An 18,297-nucleotide genomic window follows, 5' to 3' on the forward strand; every position below is an offset into this window, starting at 1 on the left:
TCGATACCGGCTCCATACCACCCTTTGCTTGTGGACCTGGTTAGAGCGTGACCGTTGACCGTCGGCTTGGCAGGCGGTCAGACCGGACCCTCACCCTCGCCTCAGTCAGTCGTCGAAGTCCCAGTGCTCGTCTCCGACCGCGTTGTTGGCTAATGCGCGGACGTTGTCGTCCACCCGAATTGGTGGTCGATCGCTACCGCGTCGGACCGGGAGAGTGAATCACCCGGAGTTCAGCCCGCTATGTGATGACAGCCCTGCGGGCGACAACCCTGCCGGTTATACGATGACGTCGGTGAATCGGATGCTACCCGCCGAAGACCTGTCGCCTCGCCAAGAGCGGATCGCGCACTGGCTCCGAAAGCAGGTCGGCCTGGGTGCCGAAGCGTTCTTCCTCGACGCGTGTGGGATGTTGTACGCGACCCCGCAGCTGCACACGGTGACACATCTCGTCGCGCATGCGCTGCGCGAGGTCGAGAGCGCGGTCCGCGCGGTTCTGGAACCGGTCAACGTGCAGGCTGGCGACAGCAAGGGCAGGCATCGGACGAAGATCGTCGCGACGCTGGTCGACCTGGGTATCGCCCGCGACGACGCCGTAGCGGAGTTTTGGCTCGCTCTTTCAGGACCGGAGCCGGGTAGTCTCCCCAGCCGCGCTCACCGTCCGGGGTTGAACCCACCTCGGCCAGCGGACAACGAGTTCCTGGACTTCGTCGATCGGTTCGAACAGGTTCTCGACGCGGTCATGGATCGTTTCGAGGCACGCTACCTGCAGGTCTTTGAACGTCTGGACACGCTCCTGGCCGAGCCGGTGCCTTCGCGTGCCGCCGCCCGCATGCTCCGGCAGCGGTTCCCACACACCACGGTGGTGTCGACGTACTTTTTCTCGCGTGCTTCGGCCGGGTGGCTTGGCCCGCTGCGCGACGAAGGGTTCTTCACCGCGCCACCTCAGCCGGAGGTGGACGCCGAGTCAGGGATGCTGATGGTTCCGGGCTGGCCGGAGTCGGAGTATCTGGCGCGGATCGCCGCGGACGCGCCCGAGGAGGTGGTGGCGACGGCGCTGGCCATACCGGCCACGGAAAACAACCGGGTACAGCATGATCTGATCGAAATCGGCCTCGCAGTCCCCACGCCTCTCGCGGCACGGCTGGTTCCGGCGGTCATCGAAGCCGCGAAGGGCCGGTTCGGTCTCCTGGTCCCCCACCAAGCCGGGGCGCTCGTTGTCCACCTGGGAACCGGCGGTCAGGTCGACGACGCCATGACGTTGGCCCGGGTCCTGCTCGGCCAGGTGCCCGAGCGCGGATCATCAAGCACGAGCGACGCCTACGAGTACGCTCTCATCCTCCGGGACCACGTCCCTGCGCTCGTCGACACCGCCGGAACCGCCGCACTGGCAATGCTGTGTGAGCTGCTCGCCGACGGGATTCGCCGCGACCGGGTCCACGGCAACGCCGAGGCCACTGCCTCGGATGGCTCGCATCGGTGGCGGCCGAACATCGACGGTCAGGAACACCGCGCCGAGTCGGACGCGCTGCACGCCCTGACCAACGCCGTGCGTGACGCGGCAACTGCCATCGGCGACGCCGACCCGAGCTCACTCGCTGAAGTCGTCTCCGTGTTCGACTCACAGCCGTTGCCACTCTTCCGAAGGCTGGCCATGCACCTCCTGGCGCAGAACGACGAACGCGGGTGCGACCTCGTCGTCACCCGGCTCACCGATCGGAACGTCGTGCAGGACCGGCACCTCGACCACGAGTACCTCCTGATGGCTCACCGGCGAGCGGCCTGCCTCGACACCAACCACCTCCGCCGGCTGCTCGTCCTCATCGATGAAGGGCCCCGGCCCAGAGCGTCGGACAGGCCAGTTCCGCAAGATCGTGCCGAATGCTGGCGGCGGGATCGCCTCGCCGCGATCCAAGCGGTCCTACCTCCTGACCAAGACGCTCGGTACCAGGCTCTGGTCGCCGAGTACGGCGAGGCCCCCGATCCGGCGTCGCCGGCCCCCGAGCCCTACGTGATCTGGTCAAGGGACGAAGAGGGCCCCATCAGCGCGGACGAGCTCGCCGCCATGCCCACCGGCGAGCTGATCGATTTCCTGAAAACCTGGCAACCACCTTCCGAACCCTGGCCGCAGTTGAGCCCCGCCTCGCTGCGCGGTGCGCTCAGTTCGGCGGTCCGCCGCGAGGCCAACCGGTGGTCGGCAGACGCCGCTGCTCTCGTCGGACTACCGCCGGCCTATATCAGCGCGGCGTTGAACGGGTTGTGGGAAGCAGCCAAGGACGGCAGCGATCTGAACTGGGAACCGATCATCAGTCTCGCTGAGCTGGTCAACCAGCGCGTCGAGGAAAGATCCGAGCTCGAGACAGCGGACGGGGCAGACCGAGACTGGCGCGATCTCCGGATGGACCTGCTCCGCCTGCTGATGTCCGGTCTCAACGCCCAACCCAACCCAGTAGCACCGAACCTCGACGCACGACTCTGGTCGATCATCGAATCCTGGTCCGGCGATCCGCAGCCGACCCCGCAGGATGAGGCCGGCCAGGAACAGCAGCAAGATGGCTTCGTGCAACTTGCCCACACCACACTGCGGCCCCATGCCATCCGGGCCGCGATCGCGTACGGGTGGCGACTGCACCGCCGATCGCCCGACGCGCCTCTTGACCAGGTTCTCACCCTGCTCCGCCGACACCTCGCTCCCGAGGTCGACCCGTCCCGGGCGGTACGTTCGGTCTACGGCGAACACTTCCCACAACTGGTGTCGATGGCTCCCGAATGGGCTGCCGGGCACGTCGATTCGATCTTTCCCCTCGAGTCGGAACAACAACCGCTGATGGACACCGCCTGGGACGGCTACCTGGGCGCACCCCTAACCGCCGAGGCCTCAGCGCTGCTGGTGCCCGTGTACAGCGCGATGGTCGACCGCACCGACTGTGCGTCGCTCAACGAGGCCGAACAATTCCGAACCTCGGCTATCGGACATCATCTCGTGGGCCAGCTCTGGTGGGGCCAGATCACCGTCGACAGCCACGGCGGGCTCCTGCGCCGATACTTCGATCGCGCCCCGACCCACGACGCCCACGACCTTCTCGACACGATCGGACGCAACCTCACCAGCACAGAAAATGCACCTGACCCCGCCTTGGTCACCCGGCTGATGGCCCTGTGGGAATTCCGGGTCACCGCTGTCCGGGCTGGAGCGCCCGCGGGCGAGCTCGCCGGATTCGGCCGCTGGTTCGCCAGCGGACAATTCGCCCCGGAATGGTCACTGCAGCAACTCCTCACCACGCTGACCCACGCACAGCAGATCGAGAACGAAGCTGCCGTACTCAACCGGCTCACCGTCCTCGCGCCAGCCCACACCCAGACCTGTCTGGCTGTGCTGGAAAAATGGATCCGCAGTACGACTCTTTCATGGAAGCTGGCCGTGCGCCGGGACGACATCCGTCAGATCTTGTCCATCGGCCTGGCCGCGAACCCCACGGCGGTCGCGACGGCGACGAAGATCATCAGCCTGCTCTTCCGTGACCATGGCATCGACTTGCGGGACTTGCTACGAGGCGGCACCCTGTAGCCCTCGATCGTGCCCGGGGCCGCACGACGGCCTGAGTCCACCGGCGCCCTGGCAGTCCGCCCGACGGTGCATCATGAGCGCCGGATCGACCGTTGTATGGCTCAGCTCAGCGGTACGCTCTCTCGTGTGCCGGGTTTGCAGGCTGTGTCAGCGAAGGAGGCGAGCAGCCGACGGGCGATGGTGTCGGTGAGGCCGTCGAGTTGCTGGATTGCCCGGCTGTGTACGTCGGCGCATGCGGCGATGCGTTGCGTTAGCTGGTGACGGCGTTCGCTGGGGTCGTCGAGGACCGTTATCGGCAGGTTGCTGACTTTGTCGTTGATCAGGGCTGCCAGGGTGGTGTCGAGACGGGTTCTTGCGCCGCGCAGCGCCAAGAGCTCTTCAGTGTGGAGGAAGCCGCTGCCGGTGGAGCGGGCAAATTCGCGTAACTGAGCACCAGTGGCAGGGGCGACGCCGCCGGCTTCGGCACCGACGCGGGCGGGGAACTCGAAGATGGTCTCGAACATGTCTTGGCCGTTGGGGGTGTTGGTGGATGTCGCGGCGGCTCGTAGTGCGACGAGGTCGTCAAGCCATTCAGCGAAGGTGAACGCGTAGGTTGATGCGTGGCTGGCGATGAGACGGGATGCCTCGGCCAGGAGGTAGTCGCCGGCGAGGATGACGGTGGTGGCGGCCCAGTCGATGCCCCGTTGGTCCGGCGATGTCGGCGGGCCGGTGGTGAGGAAGGCGAGAGCGGCGAGGCTGGCCAGTTCGATGGCGGCGGCCATGGGTGCGAGGTCGGGGTCGGGCAGCGTGCCGCTTGCCGATGCCGCGCCGGCGAACAGGATCGCCGGCCGCAGTCGTCGTCCGGTCGCGCCGGTGCTGGTCAGCATCAGCCGGGCGAGGAACGGCCATTGATGGCGGATGGTGGATGCGAGGATTTCGTCGCAGGCAAGGAGAAAGGGGCGGATGGCGGCGGTATCGTCGTCAGCGAGTGTGAGCGTAGCGACGTCAGCCAGTCCGGTGATGCCTTCGGGTAGGAGGATCGCGCGTCGTCCTTTGACGATGAAGGGGTGGTCGTTGTCGGCTGCAGCGGACAAGACGCGCCAGGCGAGCTGATAGCGGCGGACGGCGTGGCGCGAGGTTTCGAAGTAGCCGATGAAGGAGCGCTCGAGCGATCGTGCATAGCTGCGGATCGCGGCCAGCGGGTCCGCGCGGTGTGCGGTGATAGCGTCGGCGGCGAGTGTGGCGCTGTCGATGGTGTAGCTGAGGCCTTCTCCGGTGAAGGGGTTGACGAGCCCCGCAATGTCTCCGATGTGCAGGTGGGGGGCGTGTCTGATCGTGGTGGGTGCGTAGCCGGTGTCGAGGGCTCCGGTCGAGATTGGTCCGGCCGGGCGCAGGTCGGCGATGCCGCTGCCGCGGTGGGCCAGGAGCTGCAGACCCTGTGCGAGCGCCGGTGCCGGGTCTGCAATAGCTGCGGCGACGTGGATGACCGTGATGGTCACGTGGCCGTCGGTGTCGGGCAGCAGCCAGACGGCTAGGGGCGTGTCGCGGGGAGCGTGTTGGGCGGGCACTGCCATATGCAGGATTGGCCCGGTGGGCGCGGTGGTGGTGGTGGTGGTGGTGGTGGTGGTGAAACGCTGACTGGTAGCCCAGCCGATAGCCGGCGTCTGGGATGGTTCTTCGGTGGGGTCGGGGCCTGATGGTTGGTAGCCTCGGGCATCGACGATGTGCCGGGCCTGGAGCGTGGTGCCGTCGTCAAGGCGCAACGGTGTGGATTCGCCGGCGGGCAAGGCGGTGGCGGCGCGGACAAAGTGGACAACGCCAGCCTGGATTGCTGCCTGGCGCAGGGTGTCGCGCAGGTGGTGGTCGGATAGGCACAGCCCAGGGAACTCCAATTCGGCCGGGCTGATGTCGTCGCGCGTGCTCAGCCGGATGGCAGTTACCCGCCGGGCATGGGGTGTGGTCGCGATGTCGACGCCCAAAGCGGTGAGTGCCTGAACAGCGGATCCGGCGAGCAGGATCTGCCGGTCGGGATGTTGCGGTGGTGGGCCGATGAGGGCGACCCGGTGGCCGCGCGTAGCGAGGGCGAGGGCGGCGGTGCTGCCGGCCGGGCCGGCGCCGACGATCGCGACGTCGTAGCTGGTGGGAGTCATGCCGGGGCGTTCTCCACGCTGTGCAGAAGGCCACGCAGGGCGGCGCGGCCGGGGGTGTCGGGCAGGCTGTCGAGGCCGTGGCGGGCGTGGTCGAGTTGGGTGGCGGCGAGCTCGCGGGCCGCGGTGATGCCGCCGAGGCGGGTGATGTGTTCGGCGACTGCCGGGATGTCGCCTGCGGTGAGTCGGGGATCGAGCAGCAGCGCCGTCAGTGAGTGATCGGTGTCGTGAGTCAGGGCGAGGACGACGGGAGCGCCGATGAGCCCGCGCAGCAGGTCGGTGCCGCGAGGCTTGCCCGTGGCGGCGGCCTCGAGGTCGAGGCAGTCGTCCAGGATTTGGAACGCGATGCCTGTGCGACTGCCGAAGTGGACGGCGGCGCGGAGGACGTCGGGTTTGCAGCGGCCTTCGGCTGCGCCCATGCGACAGCAGAGCCGGAACAGTTCTCCGGTTTTGGCGGATGCGAGTTCGAGGTAGTCCTCGATGGACAGGTCGACGTCGAAGGCACGTTCGAGGTCGAGGACTTGTCCGTAGGCGAGCCGTGCTGCGGCGCGGGTGACGGTGCGGTAGGCGCCGGGTCCGAGGTCTGCTGCTTCCATTCCGGCTGTGGAGAAGCAGGCGAGGCCAGTGAGGATTGCCGACTCGGTGCCGACTTGGGTGTGTGCGGCGGGGGCGCCGCGCCTCTCTGCGGCACGGTCGACGATGTCGTCGTGCAGCAGAGAGGCGATGTGCATCAGTTCCACGACCGCGGCGGCGCGTTCGGGGCGGCCCGGTGAGGGGGAACCGAGCATTGCGCAGGCGTAGAGCATCGCCGTGCGCAGTCGTTTGCCGGGCCGGGCGATGAGTGTCTCGACTGAGCCACGCAAGGGTGCGGGGATTCCCGCGGCGAGGTATCGCAGCCGGTTGGTGACGCGTGCGGAGAAGTCGTCCAGTGCCAACGTGGCGCCTCAGCCGTGTTCGGTCGAGATCGGACCGACCACTTCGATCGAGGTGACTTGGGAGATCAGGTCGTAGACGGTCTGGTAAACCGAGGTTTGGTTGAGGTAGTCGATGACTTGCTGGCGGTTCATCCCCTTGGTGGGCACCAGGACGTAGGCGAGGAGGTTCTGCGCGCAGGCGTATTCCTCGTAGGTGAAGGTCTGGTAGGAGTACAGGCCCCAGATGATGTCGGCGATGTCCTGGAGGTGGTCTTCGGTGACGACCTCATCGGAGGAGCCAGGGTTGGCGAGCACGTTGGCGATGAAGTCGTGGTATTTCTGGTAGTAGGACTTGGCGTAGGACTGTTCGGTTGCGTGGTCCTTCCCTTCCATCGACGCCAAACGCTGGTTGACGTACTCGGAGTTGACGTAGGTGGTGGAGATCATCAAGCGTCCGACGAGGCTCTTGGCGAGGAAGTCGTCGCGGAGCTTGTCCGAGAGCGCCTCATCTTGGGTCAGAGGTATGGAGTAGTAACTCTCCAATGAGGACAGCATGATGCAGGGCAGGAAGTAGATGAAGATGAACAGCGGCAGATTTCCGGTGCCGCCGGCGAAGGCGATGGATCCGGAGTCGCCCGCCCAGTTGAAGAACAGTGTCCAGCAGCAGTTCTCGTAGCGGACGATGCCTTGGTCGTGTTCGGTGTCGACGTAGATGTCCATGTGCAGGCCGACGATGCTGGCCGAGGTGTAGCCGGTGGTGCGGCCGACTTTCTCGACGTTCATGAAGATGTCGGGGGCGACGATGCCTGTGGCCGCTCCCCCACCGGGGCCGGTCGGTTTGCTGATGGTGGTCCGCACGTTGAGTGCGGTGATGGTGGTGTCCATGCGGGTGAGGAAGCAGTTGCCCATGGCGTCGCCGGCCACGACCATCCCGACGGCGCCGTGGTTGCGGGCGATCGGGCTCATCAAGTCTCGGGCGACGGCGTCGGTGTGGGCGGACTGGTCGTCGATCTGGGCGATCGCGGCGTCCACTTCGGTGCCATCTACTAGTGGGGCGGAGCGCTTCAACGTGGCGATCTGGTCGGCGGCGGTGCCTCCGTCGTAGGCGCCGGGTTGGATGATCGGTTCGCCGGGGAGGCCGTGGTTGAAGCGGCCGATGACGTGGTTGGCTGTCAGCAGGCAGACGGTGTCGTCGGTGTTGTCGATGACGTAGCAGCCCAGGGTGCCGACGGCGGGGCCGTCGTTGATGTTGGAGATGCCGCTTCCCTGCCGGGCGGGGCGCATCTTCTCTTTGATGGCGGGGTCGTCGGCGAGCGCGGTTTTGACCGGCGAGCGGGTGTAGTCGGGTGAGTCGTTGCGCAGGGTGTCGGCGCGGAACGGGCCGGCTTGGACGACGTCGACGCCCCAGTTCTCGCCGTTGATGTTCACCGACTTCGGCAGCAGGCGGCGACGGGACACGAGGTTCTCGGCCCGCTTCTTGGCGACGAGGACGACGACGACCGGTTCGTCGGTCCACTTGTTGTCCCGGCGGCGGAGACTGACCCCGGCGCCAGTGACGTTCGGGTCATCGCCGTGCTGGGCGAGGATTTGTTGCTTGCCGGTCTTGAGCTTTTCCTGCACGTCCAACGGAATGCGCACGATCAGAGTCCCCCTCTATCTGGTGCGGGTGAAGTAGTTTCTCTCGTTGAGCAGGCGCAGCCCGTTGAGCCAGAGATGCGCGGCACCGTCGTCGTTCGGGTCATACACCGACGCGATAGTAGTGATCGCCAATGCCACGGTCGCGGTGACGGCGACGCGGTCGTGGCTATTGGAAGATCCATAGAGTTCAGCGAGCGCTTTCAGCATCTCGTCCTGGATCCCGGAGTTGATCTTCTTGGCAGTGATGGCCGCGACAGCCGCTTGAGTCTGGCTGATGCGTTCCGGCGTCGTCCTGGCGATCGCGTTCTGCAGTCGGGGGTCGGTGGCGCGGTTGACGGCCGGGCCGGGTTCCCCGTGGTCGCGGAACGGAACCGGGAAGACGGCCCCGGTGCGGGCGATGGTCAGGACCATCTGCCGCTGCTCGACAGTGAGTGTGGTGCCGTCCGCTGCCGCGGTGCCGGCAAGGCCGAGGCTGCCTGCGGACGCCGCGGCCCCGACGCCCAGGAACTGCATGAATCCTCGGCGGTTCACTCGTCCACCGCCGCCGGTGACGGCTGCCTGGGCTCTGTCGGTGTGGTCGTTCATCACATGCTGTCCCCTCGTCAGGTCGGGTAGTACACCGTCGGCAAAGGTCCTCGGATCTGTTCAGCGGAGAAGCTGAATCCGAACTCGCGGGCCAGCACCGCCAAGGCTGCGGTGAACTCGGTGCGGGCGTCGCGTGGTGTCTCGCGGTCGATCAGTCCGGCTTCACGCATTGGCCGTTCGAACCGTGCTGTGGCCTCGCCTGCCAGGCCGTCGTAGGCCTGGCCGACCTCGAGACCGAACTGCAGCCGGCCGCGTGCGATGTGGCTGATCCAGCCTTGGCCCATGAGGTTCATCGTGGCGACCACGACGTCGTTGTCGAACGACAGTGTCGAAGCGCCGGTATCGGGCATGGTGCTTGCCCGGACAGGCTCGATCGCCGCCGACCAGTCGCCCGAGGTGGCCACCCTCAAACAGGTGCGCCCGTCGTATGCAGCCCCATCGGGTGACCAGCAGTCGGTGAGGCTTTGCGGTGTGGCCTGCGCTGCATCGAGGCCGAATGCGTCGAAGATGGCGGCGACATCGGCGCTACGGACGAAGGTGATGCGGCCGTCATCCTCGAAGACCGTCGGATGCTGCAGGATCCACGCCCACTCTGGTTCCCCGCCTGCTGGATTCTTGTGGTGATCGACTTCTGGCATGGTCTCAGTCTGCCGAATCTCGCGAGCGGTGGCGCTTCGGGTCACGGGTTGACCGCGACCCAGAACGGGTCGTTGTCGATCAGCCGCGCGGATGTCACCAGTCGGCCGTAGTCACCGCCGGCGGCCGAGTTGAGGGCCAGCGGGATGTGTCCGCGTACGCATTTTTCTGCTCCGGTCGGGTTTCCCAGCACGGTGACGTCGCGCCAGTCTGTGGCCAGCACCCCGGTGTTGTCGGTCTGGACTGCGGTCACCTGTGCGCATTCGGCACCGTCCTGGATGGCGCCGGTGTTGGCTGGGTTCTCGTAGGACGCGGCGAAGGCGTATTCGTCGCAGGAGTCTTTGGTGTTGTAGGGGATCAGCGCTTCGTTCATCGCAGCGTCGGGGACGAACGCGCCGCACATGACGGTCCGTCGGTCGTCGTATTCGCGCTTGTAGTGAAGCGGCTCGCCCTGCCCTTCTTTGCCGGGGTGCCAGTTCAGGTGGGTTTGCGCCCAATCCACCATGGTTGCCGAAGACCCGCGGGTGCTGACAGACAGGTTCAGCGTCGGGGTGAACGTGTGGTTGACGCAGCCGCGGGAGACGTTGCCGGTACTGGTGGTGCGGGCGTCGCAGCGCCCGACGAGGTAGTCGTCGTCGAATGACCAGGCTGGGACGTCAGCGCCGCTGCCGGGGCCGGAGATGCGGAGTCCGACGTCCGAGCGGACCAGCGATTTGTCCGGTTGCGTTGAGACGTCGCTGGCGTCGGTTTCACCCCAGGTCACCTCGTAAACGGTGCCCGACGTCAGCGTGACCAGGGTGCCATCGGCTGGATTGGACGGTTGCACAGCCGTACATTGGGATTTCTGAGGAGCGCGGCACAGCGGGTCGATCCGGCCTTGGACGCCGTCTTCCAGCGTTCCCCAGCCGCCGGCTTTCACTGCGATGTAGGCGCCGTGCAGCCATGATGTGCTGTTCGGGCTGTACACCGCCCACTGCAGGTTCTCGAAGTTCATCCACCCCGTGTTCTTGGTCAAGCCACCCTCGGTCTTGGTGGTGAACAACTCCCAGACCGTGTCCGAGCACGACATCGTCCGATTCGGATTCTCGACGTAGTCGAATCCCTGCGAGAATTGGCACTCCTGTGGCCCCACCGGCTCGTCCGCCGCAGATGCTGCTGCCCGGCCGCTGGGTCTCGGAGCTGAAGCAGGCTTACGAGTTACGCGTACACACAGCTGCTCACCAGCTGCCCCGCTCGGCTGACAAGCCACGCCTGGACCGCTGGAACTGACCGCTTCGGAGTTCGGCCCGCTTGCCGCCAGCGCCGTCGAGCTCGCGCTGACGATGGCTGCACCCGCAACTGCGCCGACGAGAATCGCACGCAGTGATCTGCGTGTTCGCCTACTTGTGAACATGGTTCCCCTCCCCAGATACCTGAAGTACAAGTGATGACTGGCCCTAGGCGATTGCCTCGGCGATGCGTTGCAGCTCCTCGACGGGTAGCGGCGTCTCGGTCCGCATGTTGCGGACCAACGCTAGGACGGCGAACTGTTTCGTCGGCGTTGTCCAGGTGATCGCCAGCGACGAACCGGCGCGGCGGACGTCGGCTGCGTGACCGTGCACGGTGGCCGGACCAGACACCGGCCAGTTCACCAGCGTTGCGCTTTCCGCCACCGCCTCGCTGATCATCAACACAGCGCGGCCGACGCCCGCAGTGTAGGTTCGTGTCCACGCCAGGGGCGACTCGTCGCTCAACACCGGCAGTCCCGACTGTGTGTCGAACCCGTCGGACTCGAACGCATAACCCGAGGGAAGGTAGTGCACTGCCGCCAGCTCAGCGCCGTCAAAGGCGGGTATCTGACGTCCCGTGCTGTCGTCGATGACGACCGCCGGCTGTGCGGGTTGCTGTAGTGCAGCTGATGCAGTTCTCGCCGTTCTGCTCTGCACGCACGTCGGCGTCGTCCCGTCCTCCTGCAGTCGCACGTGAATCCCATCAGCCGCCCGGGTTGCGACCAGGCGCGTTCCAGCGCAACTGGACGGCTCATAGAGCACCGTGATCGACCGCCCATCGGCACTCACCAATGCCTTACGGACGTGCACGAGCGCGGCATGCTCCCCGCCGACGCATCCGGCACACGTCATGAGCATGCACAAGGTGACTGTGAGGCGAGATGAGTACCGCTTAGCACCGGCGTTCATTTTACGACCACCGGCGACGCCGGTGCCTAGGCGCACATCGGTAAAGGCAGGCTATTGCGCAAGAATCCCTGGCGACGACAGCCACCATCCCTCCCCCAAAGTGTCCGCTGGCGCGGCTCCTCCCTGGGTGATCACGCTAGCGATGTCCGCCGAAACGTGAAAGAGATACTTGTCTTCCCTAAGCACGTTCACTCGTTTGGACTCGTCATTGTTAATTTCTCACATGTCGCACCGTTGGTCACCGTCCTCGTCCTCAACCGTCGAGCCGCACCGATGACCGGGAGCGCGACTGCCGCGTACGGGTGATGACCGTGGCCGGATCAGGACGATCACGAGACGGCGGGCCCCGTTGACTGAGCAAGGTGCGTCAGCGCGGTCGACGCGGATGAATGGTGCTGACGTTGCGCAGTGCCGCGCACTCGCCGCGCAGTCTGTGAGCCTCGATGCTGAGCCGCTGGATCTCCGCGGTGGCCAGTGCGAGGTGTTCGCTCAGTTCGCGATTACGCTGCCGCAGTCGCGCGTTCTGCTGCGCCAGACGGTCCGTCCCGCGGACGGCGGCGCCGTCCGCGGGACCGAGGTCGTGGTGCGTCGTCGAGGAGTCCTTCATCTGCGCGACGATCGCTGGGAAGTGGCGGCGGAAGGTGGTGTTGGACAGACCGACCCGCTGCGCGAGCGCTAGGACGGTCGGCGGGCGGGTGGTCTCGGCGTAGGCGTGCAAGGCGGCCAGCGCGGCGCAGACATCCTCGACGGTGGGCAGGCCGGTGTGGCGCGTCATGAGGTCTCCGCTGTGTGTCGTGCGAGGTATGCGGTGATGCGGTCGCGGCGCTCGGCCAGGCGGTGCTCTAGCAGCGGCGGCAGCGGGCTCGGTGGCTGTAATTCGTGCGTCAAGTGTTCGGCCTCGCGTCGCAGCGCGGCAACGTTGGTCCTGGTGAGCGCGACGTTGGCGCAGTCGAGGGGGCGGCATGCAGACAGTTCGGGCGCCGCCGGTCGCGCGCGGTCGGTCAGGCACAGTGCGGTGTCGGGGTTGAACACGCAGGTGACGTACTCCCCAGGGTAGATCGCGGGGTCGTCGCGCCGCAGGATCCGCCGCAGGCGCACCGGGTCGGTCACAACTGTCCCGGCGAACGCCGAGGCGAACCCGTCGAGGCGGCGGCCGGCCTCGGCGGCGGCCGGGCCAGTCAGGTCCGGGTGGTCGTGATCAGTGGCCAGATTCAGCAGTACTTCACCGCGGGCGAGGGCCTGCTCGGCTTCGACCTCGGCGCGGAACCCGGAGTCCGAGGTGCCTGCGTAGCCCTCGAACATGTGGATGCTCAGGTGCCGGTACTGGATGGCACCGGCGATTGAGCCCCCCGGGCGCCGGGCGATGAACCAGGCCAGCGTGCGGCGGAACTGAGCGGTGCGCAGTCGCACCGGCTGACCGTGCACGTCCGGGATGGCATCGCCGCGGTCGTGAGCCTGGCAGTAGCGGTTGACCCAGGCGACGAAGTCCCGCACCTGCTGGTTGGTGGTAGCGCCGCTCGGGACCTTCCCGCTCGCGGCACGCGCCTCGGGCGTGTGCGGCGCCGTGGTGACGTCGAGCGTGGCGAAGAGCAGGGCGTCGGACCGGCCGGGTTGCAGCTGCTCGAGGACCTCGACAGCGCGGGCCGCCGGTTCACCGATGATCCAGGTCGCGGGCGCGCCGCGCGGGTCGCGCTCGCCTTTGAAGGCCACACTCTGCACGCTCCACCGATACGCCGTCCCGTCGGCGGTGCGATGCACACGCAGGCATCCCCGGCGTAGGTGCTTGATCTCGCCGTCCCTCATGCCGGAGAAAAAGGCGATGACGATGTAGCAGGCAACCACCAGGATCCTGCCCAGCATGCTCACCGAGTGCTGCGGATGACCGACAGGGATGCCTGGCAGCCAGGGCTGCCCGTCGAGACAACCCCGGATCGGGACCGGCAGCCGGCTGCCGGACGCGACTCCGACGATCGCGGCAGCGGCGCGCACGGCGTCAGGCCGCTGTCCGTAGTAGAGCGCCGAGACATGACATCCGGCCTGCCAGGCGAGGAACTTCAGGTTGGGCTTGTGCTCGTATCCGGGCAGCGGTTCGCCGGTGGCGACGTAGTGGTCGAGGACCTGCTGGATCCGGGCGCCGACGCCGGTGTTGTCACCTCGGCGGTTGATCCGACGTGGACGACGATAGTCGCGGAAGGCGTCGGCGGCGCCCACGATGTCGGGAGCGAAGTCCCGCACGAAGCGCAGCGCCCAGCCGATCAGAGGCCCGAGGACCTCCTCGGGAATCCGGGGTGTGGTGTTTTCCTGTCGCTGCGCGGCGGGGACGCCCCAGGAGGCGAGGCCGGCGGGGTCGACGGTGAGACCGTCGGTGAGGCAGTGCCGGAAGCGCCAGAGCATCCGGACCGCGCTGCAGGCCCCGGCCCGGCCCTCGGCCGATACGCCGGAGTCGCGCAGATGTTGCTCGAAGCTCGTCAGTCGAGCGGAGGTGACGTCGGCGAGCCGGACCGGTGCCTGAGTGCCATCGTCCGGCGGCTGTGTGTCGAGCCAGGCCAGGAACCGCGTGAGGTAACCAAAGATGCGCCTCACCGTGCTGGTCGCAGGACGAAGCTCGTCCGGCGGCAGCGGTCCGGACAGCAGGGCGTGGCAGAGCTGCTTGGCGATGTAGCGATAGGACTGTGGGACACGGGCGAAGTCGAGGCGGACGCGTCCGGCGTGGTGCTGCAGGATCGCCGGTCCGAGATCCCAGACCAGGTCCGCGAACCGCGATGTCGTCTCGACGGCGACGCCGGGGCGCAGCGCGCGGCCGGCAAGCACGAACAGGTCATCCGCCGGGGAGCCGGCGGCGCAGGCGGTCGAGGTCACGGATGCTCCCACGGGTCTTCGACCAGGTCCAGCCAGGTGGCTGGGACGGCGCCGGCGTGAGCGTGCTCGACTTCGGCCGGGGTGAACTTGGGCAGGACGTGATGCTGGATCGCGGCCCAGGCCGGCCCGTAACGCGTCCACCATCGATCCGTCGACTCGATGGCGCGGCGCTGGTCCAAGGCACCGCGCAGTGCGAGAATCGCCGGCAGATGTGCAGGGGTGATCACGCAGTTCGCGCAGTGGAAGCAGTCGAGCGCAGACACCCGACGGCAGGCTGTGCCGGTGCTCGGGTGCGACTGCGGGTCCGTGCAGGCGTTCCATGCCGCCTCGGTCGCCGGGTCGGGATCTGCGGGCGAGCCGGCAGGATGGACGGTCAGCGTTGTGCCGCCGGTGGCGGACAGAGCGCGCTGGTGTGCCTGCAGCGCGGCGTGCTCGGCGTCGACGAAGGCTTCGGCGGTGACGTCGTGGGCCCAGTCGATCGCCGTGGCGTCGCCACGCAGATAGTCGGCGAACAGCACCGCTACGCTGTTGGACCGGGCAGCCGAGGGCAGATGCCCTCCGGCCGCGCGGGTCCGCCGGACTTCCATGCTGGTGCGCAGCCGCCCACTCGCGACCTGGAGCGGCTCGGTGCCGTCGTCGGTGCGCAGGCCGTGTCGGGCGCTCCAGGCGGGGAGCTTGAGGCTGGCCTCCAGCGTGCGCGCGAACGGGTCGGCGTGTTCTCCGTCGGCTGCCCGGTTGCGGAGGGTGTTGCGCCAGATCGACCAGATCGAGGTCGAGCCGCTGAGCGCCCGGCCGCGGGCCATCAGCCGGTGGGCCAGCAGGTAGAGACCGCCAGGAGTATGGAGTTCTCGGTGCTGTGGACCGATTTCCCAGGTGACGGTGTCGTGCCACCGCTGGCGGCCGCGGCGGCGTTTGGTCAGGTGCACCTCGACCGCGCGGCCCTCGAGGATGCGGTGCTCGGCGGGTAGCTCCTTGATCGTCTCGATGTTGCGCTGGGTCACGGCGACCAGCAGAAGCAGCAGCGGTTCGAGGTCGGCCCGGGTAACGAAGAGCTGGCCGGCCAGGTCGCGGCGGCGCCGCATCTCGGCGCTCGCGCCGCCCTTCGATGTCCATACGGGTGTGCCGGTGTCGGCGAGCTGGCGCAGCGCGGCATGCTCGTCGTCGAGCGCGGCCAGGCGATGTTCGCCGGCGTCGATCCGGTCCCGCAGCTGCGCGACGTCGTGGCGGGCGGCGCGCAGGATGCGGGTGAGCTCGCCGTCGCTGTAGCCGGAGCTCCCGGCGGTGCGCGGGATGGTCGTGCGGCGGTTGAGCTGATCCAGCACCGTGGGTTCGAGTTCGGCGTGCAGCGCCGGTGTGCGGAACAAGCCACGAAGGCGGAGCAACTCGGCACCGATGGACTGAGCCGAAATCGACCGCCGCTGGTCAGTGAAATAGTTCTCGACCTGGGCTGGCGTCAGGGCCCGTGGATGGTGCGGCGGGTCGGGCAGCTCGGCGAGGGCGCGGATGAACCTGGCCATCGTCGACCACGTCCCTTTGGCTGACGCCACGGTGCGGCGGCTGCCGCCGGGGCCGATCAAGGCCCGCAGACCGGCAGCGAGGAGCGGATGCCAGTCAGGCAGGGGAAGTGCGCTGACGTCGAAGAGGCGCTCGCGTTGGTCCGCCCCGACGAACGTCACCACCGTGTCGTCCTGGCCGGACTCGGCGGGCATGGACGGTGGCTGGTAGAACGCCGTGCTGGGGAGTTCTGCGCGACGGCCGCGGTGCGTGCGTCCTCGGCCGTCACCGGTTACCACGCGGCCTCGTCCTGTTGGACCATGCCGAGTACCGCCGGCTCGCGTGGGTCCTCCCAGCCGTCCGGCACCAGCGCCGTGCGCGTCTCCATCTCCAGCTCGGCGAGCGCGTGCAGGTAGATCTGGGTGGTCACGACCGATCGGTGGCCTAACCGCCGGCGGACCCAGTCCAGGGGATCTCCGAAGATCCGGGTGTACTGGCCGCGCTGAGCCGCCGTCAGCTCACCCAGCGCGGCCAGGTGCCCGCGCTGCAGCTGTTCCAGGGTGATCACGGCGAAGGAGTGGCGCAGCATGTGTGGGTGGCAATGGGCGTCGAGGCCCGCGGTGCGGCAGCGATCGTTGCTCTCAGCGAACACACCTTTCCAGCGCGAGATCGTGATCGGCCATCCCCGCTCGCCGAGCCACAGCGCAGCCGGTTCGAGACCACGTTCGCCGTCGACCAGCAGCCGCCGCCGCTCCCCCGGCCCGAGCCGCGCGACATCCACCGACCGCGCCACCCCGGCGCGAGCCACGACCGGCCGGGCCGGATCCTCCACGACCAGCGGGCGAGGCAGCCGCCGGTACCGCCCGTCGGCCTGGGCCTCGGCGACGACCGCTGCACGGTCGAACGTCAGGTACGCGTGCAGTTCGCCCAGCACACCGGCAGGGATGTACACCCAGCGAGCCGAGGTGCCCTTCGTGATCGCCTCCGGCAGCCAGAATCGCCGATACCCGGGCGCCGCGCCGCCACCGGCCGGGACGTCGAACGTCGTCAGGGCGGACTGCTCCTGTAGTCGAAGTCCGGTGCGGACCATCAGGTCGCTGAAGAGGGCGTTCCTGGCCGCCCATCGCCCCCGGAATCCTGGCCGTGGCAGACCGTCGGGGCCGTAGCCGCGCAGGCCGACGTCGCGCCACACCCGGTAGGCCGTCGGCGGGAGCCAGGCCACACGGTCGCGGACGCCGTCGTGGGAGTACGTCGCCGGACGCTGCTCGTCCAGCGTCCGAGACCCAGCCCAGCCGACACCCGCAGGTAGCGGGCGCCGAGACGTCTGCGGAATGGGATTCGCCTGGACATGTCCCGCCTGCAGCGCCCAGCGGTAGAACTGGTTGACCGCCGCGACCTCGCGGTCCCACGTCGCGCCGGACACCCGCGGCCCAGCCGGGTCCTGGCGCCGCCATACCAGGTAGGCCAGATGATCGGCCTCGGAAGCGTCGCGCCAGGACCGGCGTCCGCGCCCCGACCACAGGAAGGACAGGAACGCCGCAAGATCCCGGGCGTAGCCCTGTCGCGTGAGCGGTGCTCGCTGCGCCATGACCGCCGACCGGAAGAAGTCGTTGAGGTCGACCTCGTACTGGAACGTCGGAGACAGCAAGTACGGCGTGCCATCGGTCAGCCGCTCCTGCCGCAACCAGTCGACACGCCCATCAAGCAGGGCGTTCACGAACGGCGGCTGTGGTGTCGCGGTTGGCAGCTCGGCGCGGGTGAGGACTACCTGCCAGAGGTTGGTGTTCATCGCGCAAGATCATCCGGTCACGACCAGCAGTGCACAACTCTGCGAGGAATGTCGCCAGGTCGAAGCCCGCGAACCGCGCGAACGCCGCCTGGCCGAATGGGCCCACCTCGACATCACCAGCCAGCACCCGCCCGACTCCGCACCCGAGCAAGGGCTTGTTCTCGTCGCGCTCCCACACACCACCAGTTCGACGATCTGCAAAGTCGAACTGTGGCTCGACGGCAAGCCCGTGGGCAGCGCCACGCTCACCGCGTGTACGCCGTGTCGTGCCGCGACCCTTGACTATGTCCACGTCACCGCCGATCACCGCCGTCTCGGCTACGGCCGCGTCCTTGTCGCCGCAACCCACGCTCGCGCACCTGCCTTCACCTGGACCGCACCTCTTCCCGAGAGCGGTGCCGGCGCGTCCTTCCGCGCCCGCATCCCGTTCCCCAAAGCAATAACACCCTGCGTCCACCGACGGGAGGAAGCCGACCGCTGAACACCCCCTAACGCACATGCTCAAAGGCCGCAG

General features: G+C 67.7%; 13 protein-coding genes. 2 read left to right on the forward strand and 11 right to left on the reverse strand.

Features of this window, described 5'->3' with window-relative positions; all coding sequences use genetic code 11:
• Window positions 1-283: 283 nt before the first annotated feature.
• Window positions 284-3,565, forward strand: a complete 3,282-nt coding sequence (locus ACIA5G_RS39490; protein WP_395932857.1) for a hypothetical protein — start codon at window positions 284-286, stop codon at window positions 3,563-3,565.
• A 101-nt stretch (window positions 3,566-3,666) separates the two neighbouring features.
• On the opposite strand, the gene ACIA5G_RS39495 is transcribed toward ACIA5G_RS39490, so the two are convergent.
• The 11 genes from ACIA5G_RS39495 to ACIA5G_RS39545 form a co-directional block, all read right to left on the reverse strand.
• Window positions 3,667-5,694 carry a lycopene cyclase family protein gene (locus ACIA5G_RS39495; protein ID WP_395932859.1) on the reverse strand — a complete coding sequence of 676 codons (2,028 nt, stop codon included), beginning with the start codon at window positions 5,692-5,694 and terminating at the stop codon, window positions 3,667-3,669.
• On the reverse strand, window positions 5,691-6,626 hold the full coding sequence (locus tag ACIA5G_RS39500; RefSeq protein ID WP_395932861.1) for a polyprenyl synthetase family protein: 936 nt from the start codon (window positions 6,624-6,626) through the stop codon (window positions 5,691-5,693). The genes ACIA5G_RS39495 and ACIA5G_RS39500 overlap by 4 nt, the downstream gene beginning before the upstream one ends.
• Before the next feature lie 9 nt (window positions 6,627-6,635).
• Window positions 6,636-8,243 carry a hypothetical protein gene (locus ACIA5G_RS39505; protein WP_395932863.1) on the reverse strand — a complete coding sequence of 536 codons (1,608 nt, stop codon included), beginning with the start codon at window positions 8,241-8,243 and terminating at the stop codon, window positions 6,636-6,638.
• 15 nt (window positions 8,244-8,258) lie between these two features.
• On the reverse strand, window positions 8,259-8,828 hold the full coding sequence (locus ACIA5G_RS39510; protein WP_395932865.1) for a hypothetical protein: 570 nt from the start codon (window positions 8,826-8,828) through the stop codon (window positions 8,259-8,261).
• Window positions 8,829-8,845: 17 nt separating this feature from the next.
• Window positions 8,846-9,466 (reverse strand): hypothetical protein, encoded by a 621-nt coding sequence (locus tag ACIA5G_RS39515; RefSeq protein ID WP_395932867.1) that lies wholly within the window; start codon window positions 9,464-9,466, stop codon window positions 8,846-8,848.
• Window positions 9,467-9,507: 41 nt separating this feature from the next.
• A complete protein-coding gene (locus ACIA5G_RS39520; RefSeq protein ID WP_395932869.1) occupies window positions 9,508-10,506 on the reverse strand; it encodes a hypothetical protein in 999 nt (332 codons plus the stop codon).
• A 394-nt stretch (window positions 10,507-10,900) separates the two neighbouring features.
• Window positions 10,901-11,425, reverse strand: coding sequence for a hypothetical protein (locus ACIA5G_RS39525; protein WP_395932871.1), 525 nt, complete (start codon window positions 11,423-11,425; stop codon window positions 10,901-10,903).
• Between the two features lie 583 nt (window positions 11,426-12,008).
• Window positions 12,009-12,416 carry a hypothetical protein gene (locus tag ACIA5G_RS39530; RefSeq protein WP_395932873.1) on the reverse strand — a complete coding sequence of 136 codons (408 nt, stop codon included), beginning with the start codon at window positions 12,414-12,416 and terminating at the stop codon, window positions 12,009-12,011.
• The gene (locus ACIA5G_RS39535; RefSeq protein ID WP_395932875.1) at window positions 12,413-14,500 is read right to left on the reverse strand and encodes a hypothetical protein; all 2,088 of its coding nucleotides are present in this window, start codon (window positions 14,498-14,500) and stop codon (window positions 12,413-12,415) included. Before ACIA5G_RS39535 ends, ACIA5G_RS39530 begins: the two co-directional genes overlap by 4 nt.
• Window positions 14,497-16,209 carry a hypothetical protein gene (locus ACIA5G_RS39540; protein ID WP_395932877.1) on the reverse strand — a complete coding sequence of 571 codons (1,713 nt, stop codon included), beginning with the start codon at window positions 16,207-16,209 and terminating at the stop codon, window positions 14,497-14,499. The genes ACIA5G_RS39535 and ACIA5G_RS39540 overlap by 4 nt, the downstream gene beginning before the upstream one ends.
• A 77-nt stretch (window positions 16,210-16,286) precedes the next feature.
• A complete protein-coding gene (locus ACIA5G_RS39545) occupies window positions 16,287-17,783 on the reverse strand; it encodes a tyrosine-type recombinase/integrase (protein ID WP_395932879.1) in 1,497 nt (498 codons plus the stop codon).
• On the opposite strand from ACIA5G_RS39545, the gene ACIA5G_RS39550 reads away from it, so the two are divergent.
• Window positions 17,776-18,264: a GNAT family N-acetyltransferase gene (locus ACIA5G_RS39550; protein ID WP_395933069.1), complete on the forward strand. Its 489-nt coding sequence runs from the start codon at window positions 17,776-17,778 to the stop codon at window positions 18,262-18,264. The genes ACIA5G_RS39545 and ACIA5G_RS39550 overlap by 8 nt on opposite strands.
• Window positions 18,265-18,297 lie beyond the last annotated feature (33 nt).

This window comes from Amycolatopsis sp. NPDC051758 (assembly GCF_044453095.1).
Lineage (GTDB): Bacteria > Actinomycetota > Actinomycetes > Mycobacteriales > Pseudonocardiaceae > Amycolatopsis.

Coding starts and splice junctions, on each gene's coding strand:
- ACIA5G_RS39490 (WP_395932857.1), top strand. CDS start 284: ATGACGTCGGTGAATCGGATGCTACCCGCCGAAGACCTGTCGCCTCGC.
- ACIA5G_RS39495 (WP_395932859.1), bottom strand. CDS start 5,694: ATGACTCCCACCAGCTACGACGTCGCGATCGTCGGCGCCGGCCCGGCC.
- ACIA5G_RS39510 (WP_395932865.1), bottom strand. CDS start 8,828: ATGAACGACCACACCGACAGAGCCCAGGCAGCCGTCACCGGCGGCGGT.
- ACIA5G_RS39515 (WP_395932867.1), bottom strand. CDS start 9,466: ATGCCAGAAGTCGATCACCACAAGAATCCAGCAGGCGGGGAACCAGAG.
- ACIA5G_RS39530 (WP_395932873.1), bottom strand. CDS start 12,416: ATGACGCGCCACACCGGCCTGCCCACCGTCGAGGATGTCTGCGCCGCG.
- ACIA5G_RS39540 (WP_395932877.1), bottom strand. CDS start 16,209: ATGCCCGCCGAGTCCGGCCAGGACGACACGGTGGTGACGTTCGTCGGG.
- ACIA5G_RS39545 (WP_395932879.1), bottom strand. CDS start 17,783: ATGAACACCAACCTCTGGCAGGTAGTCCTCACCCGCGCCGAGCTGCCA.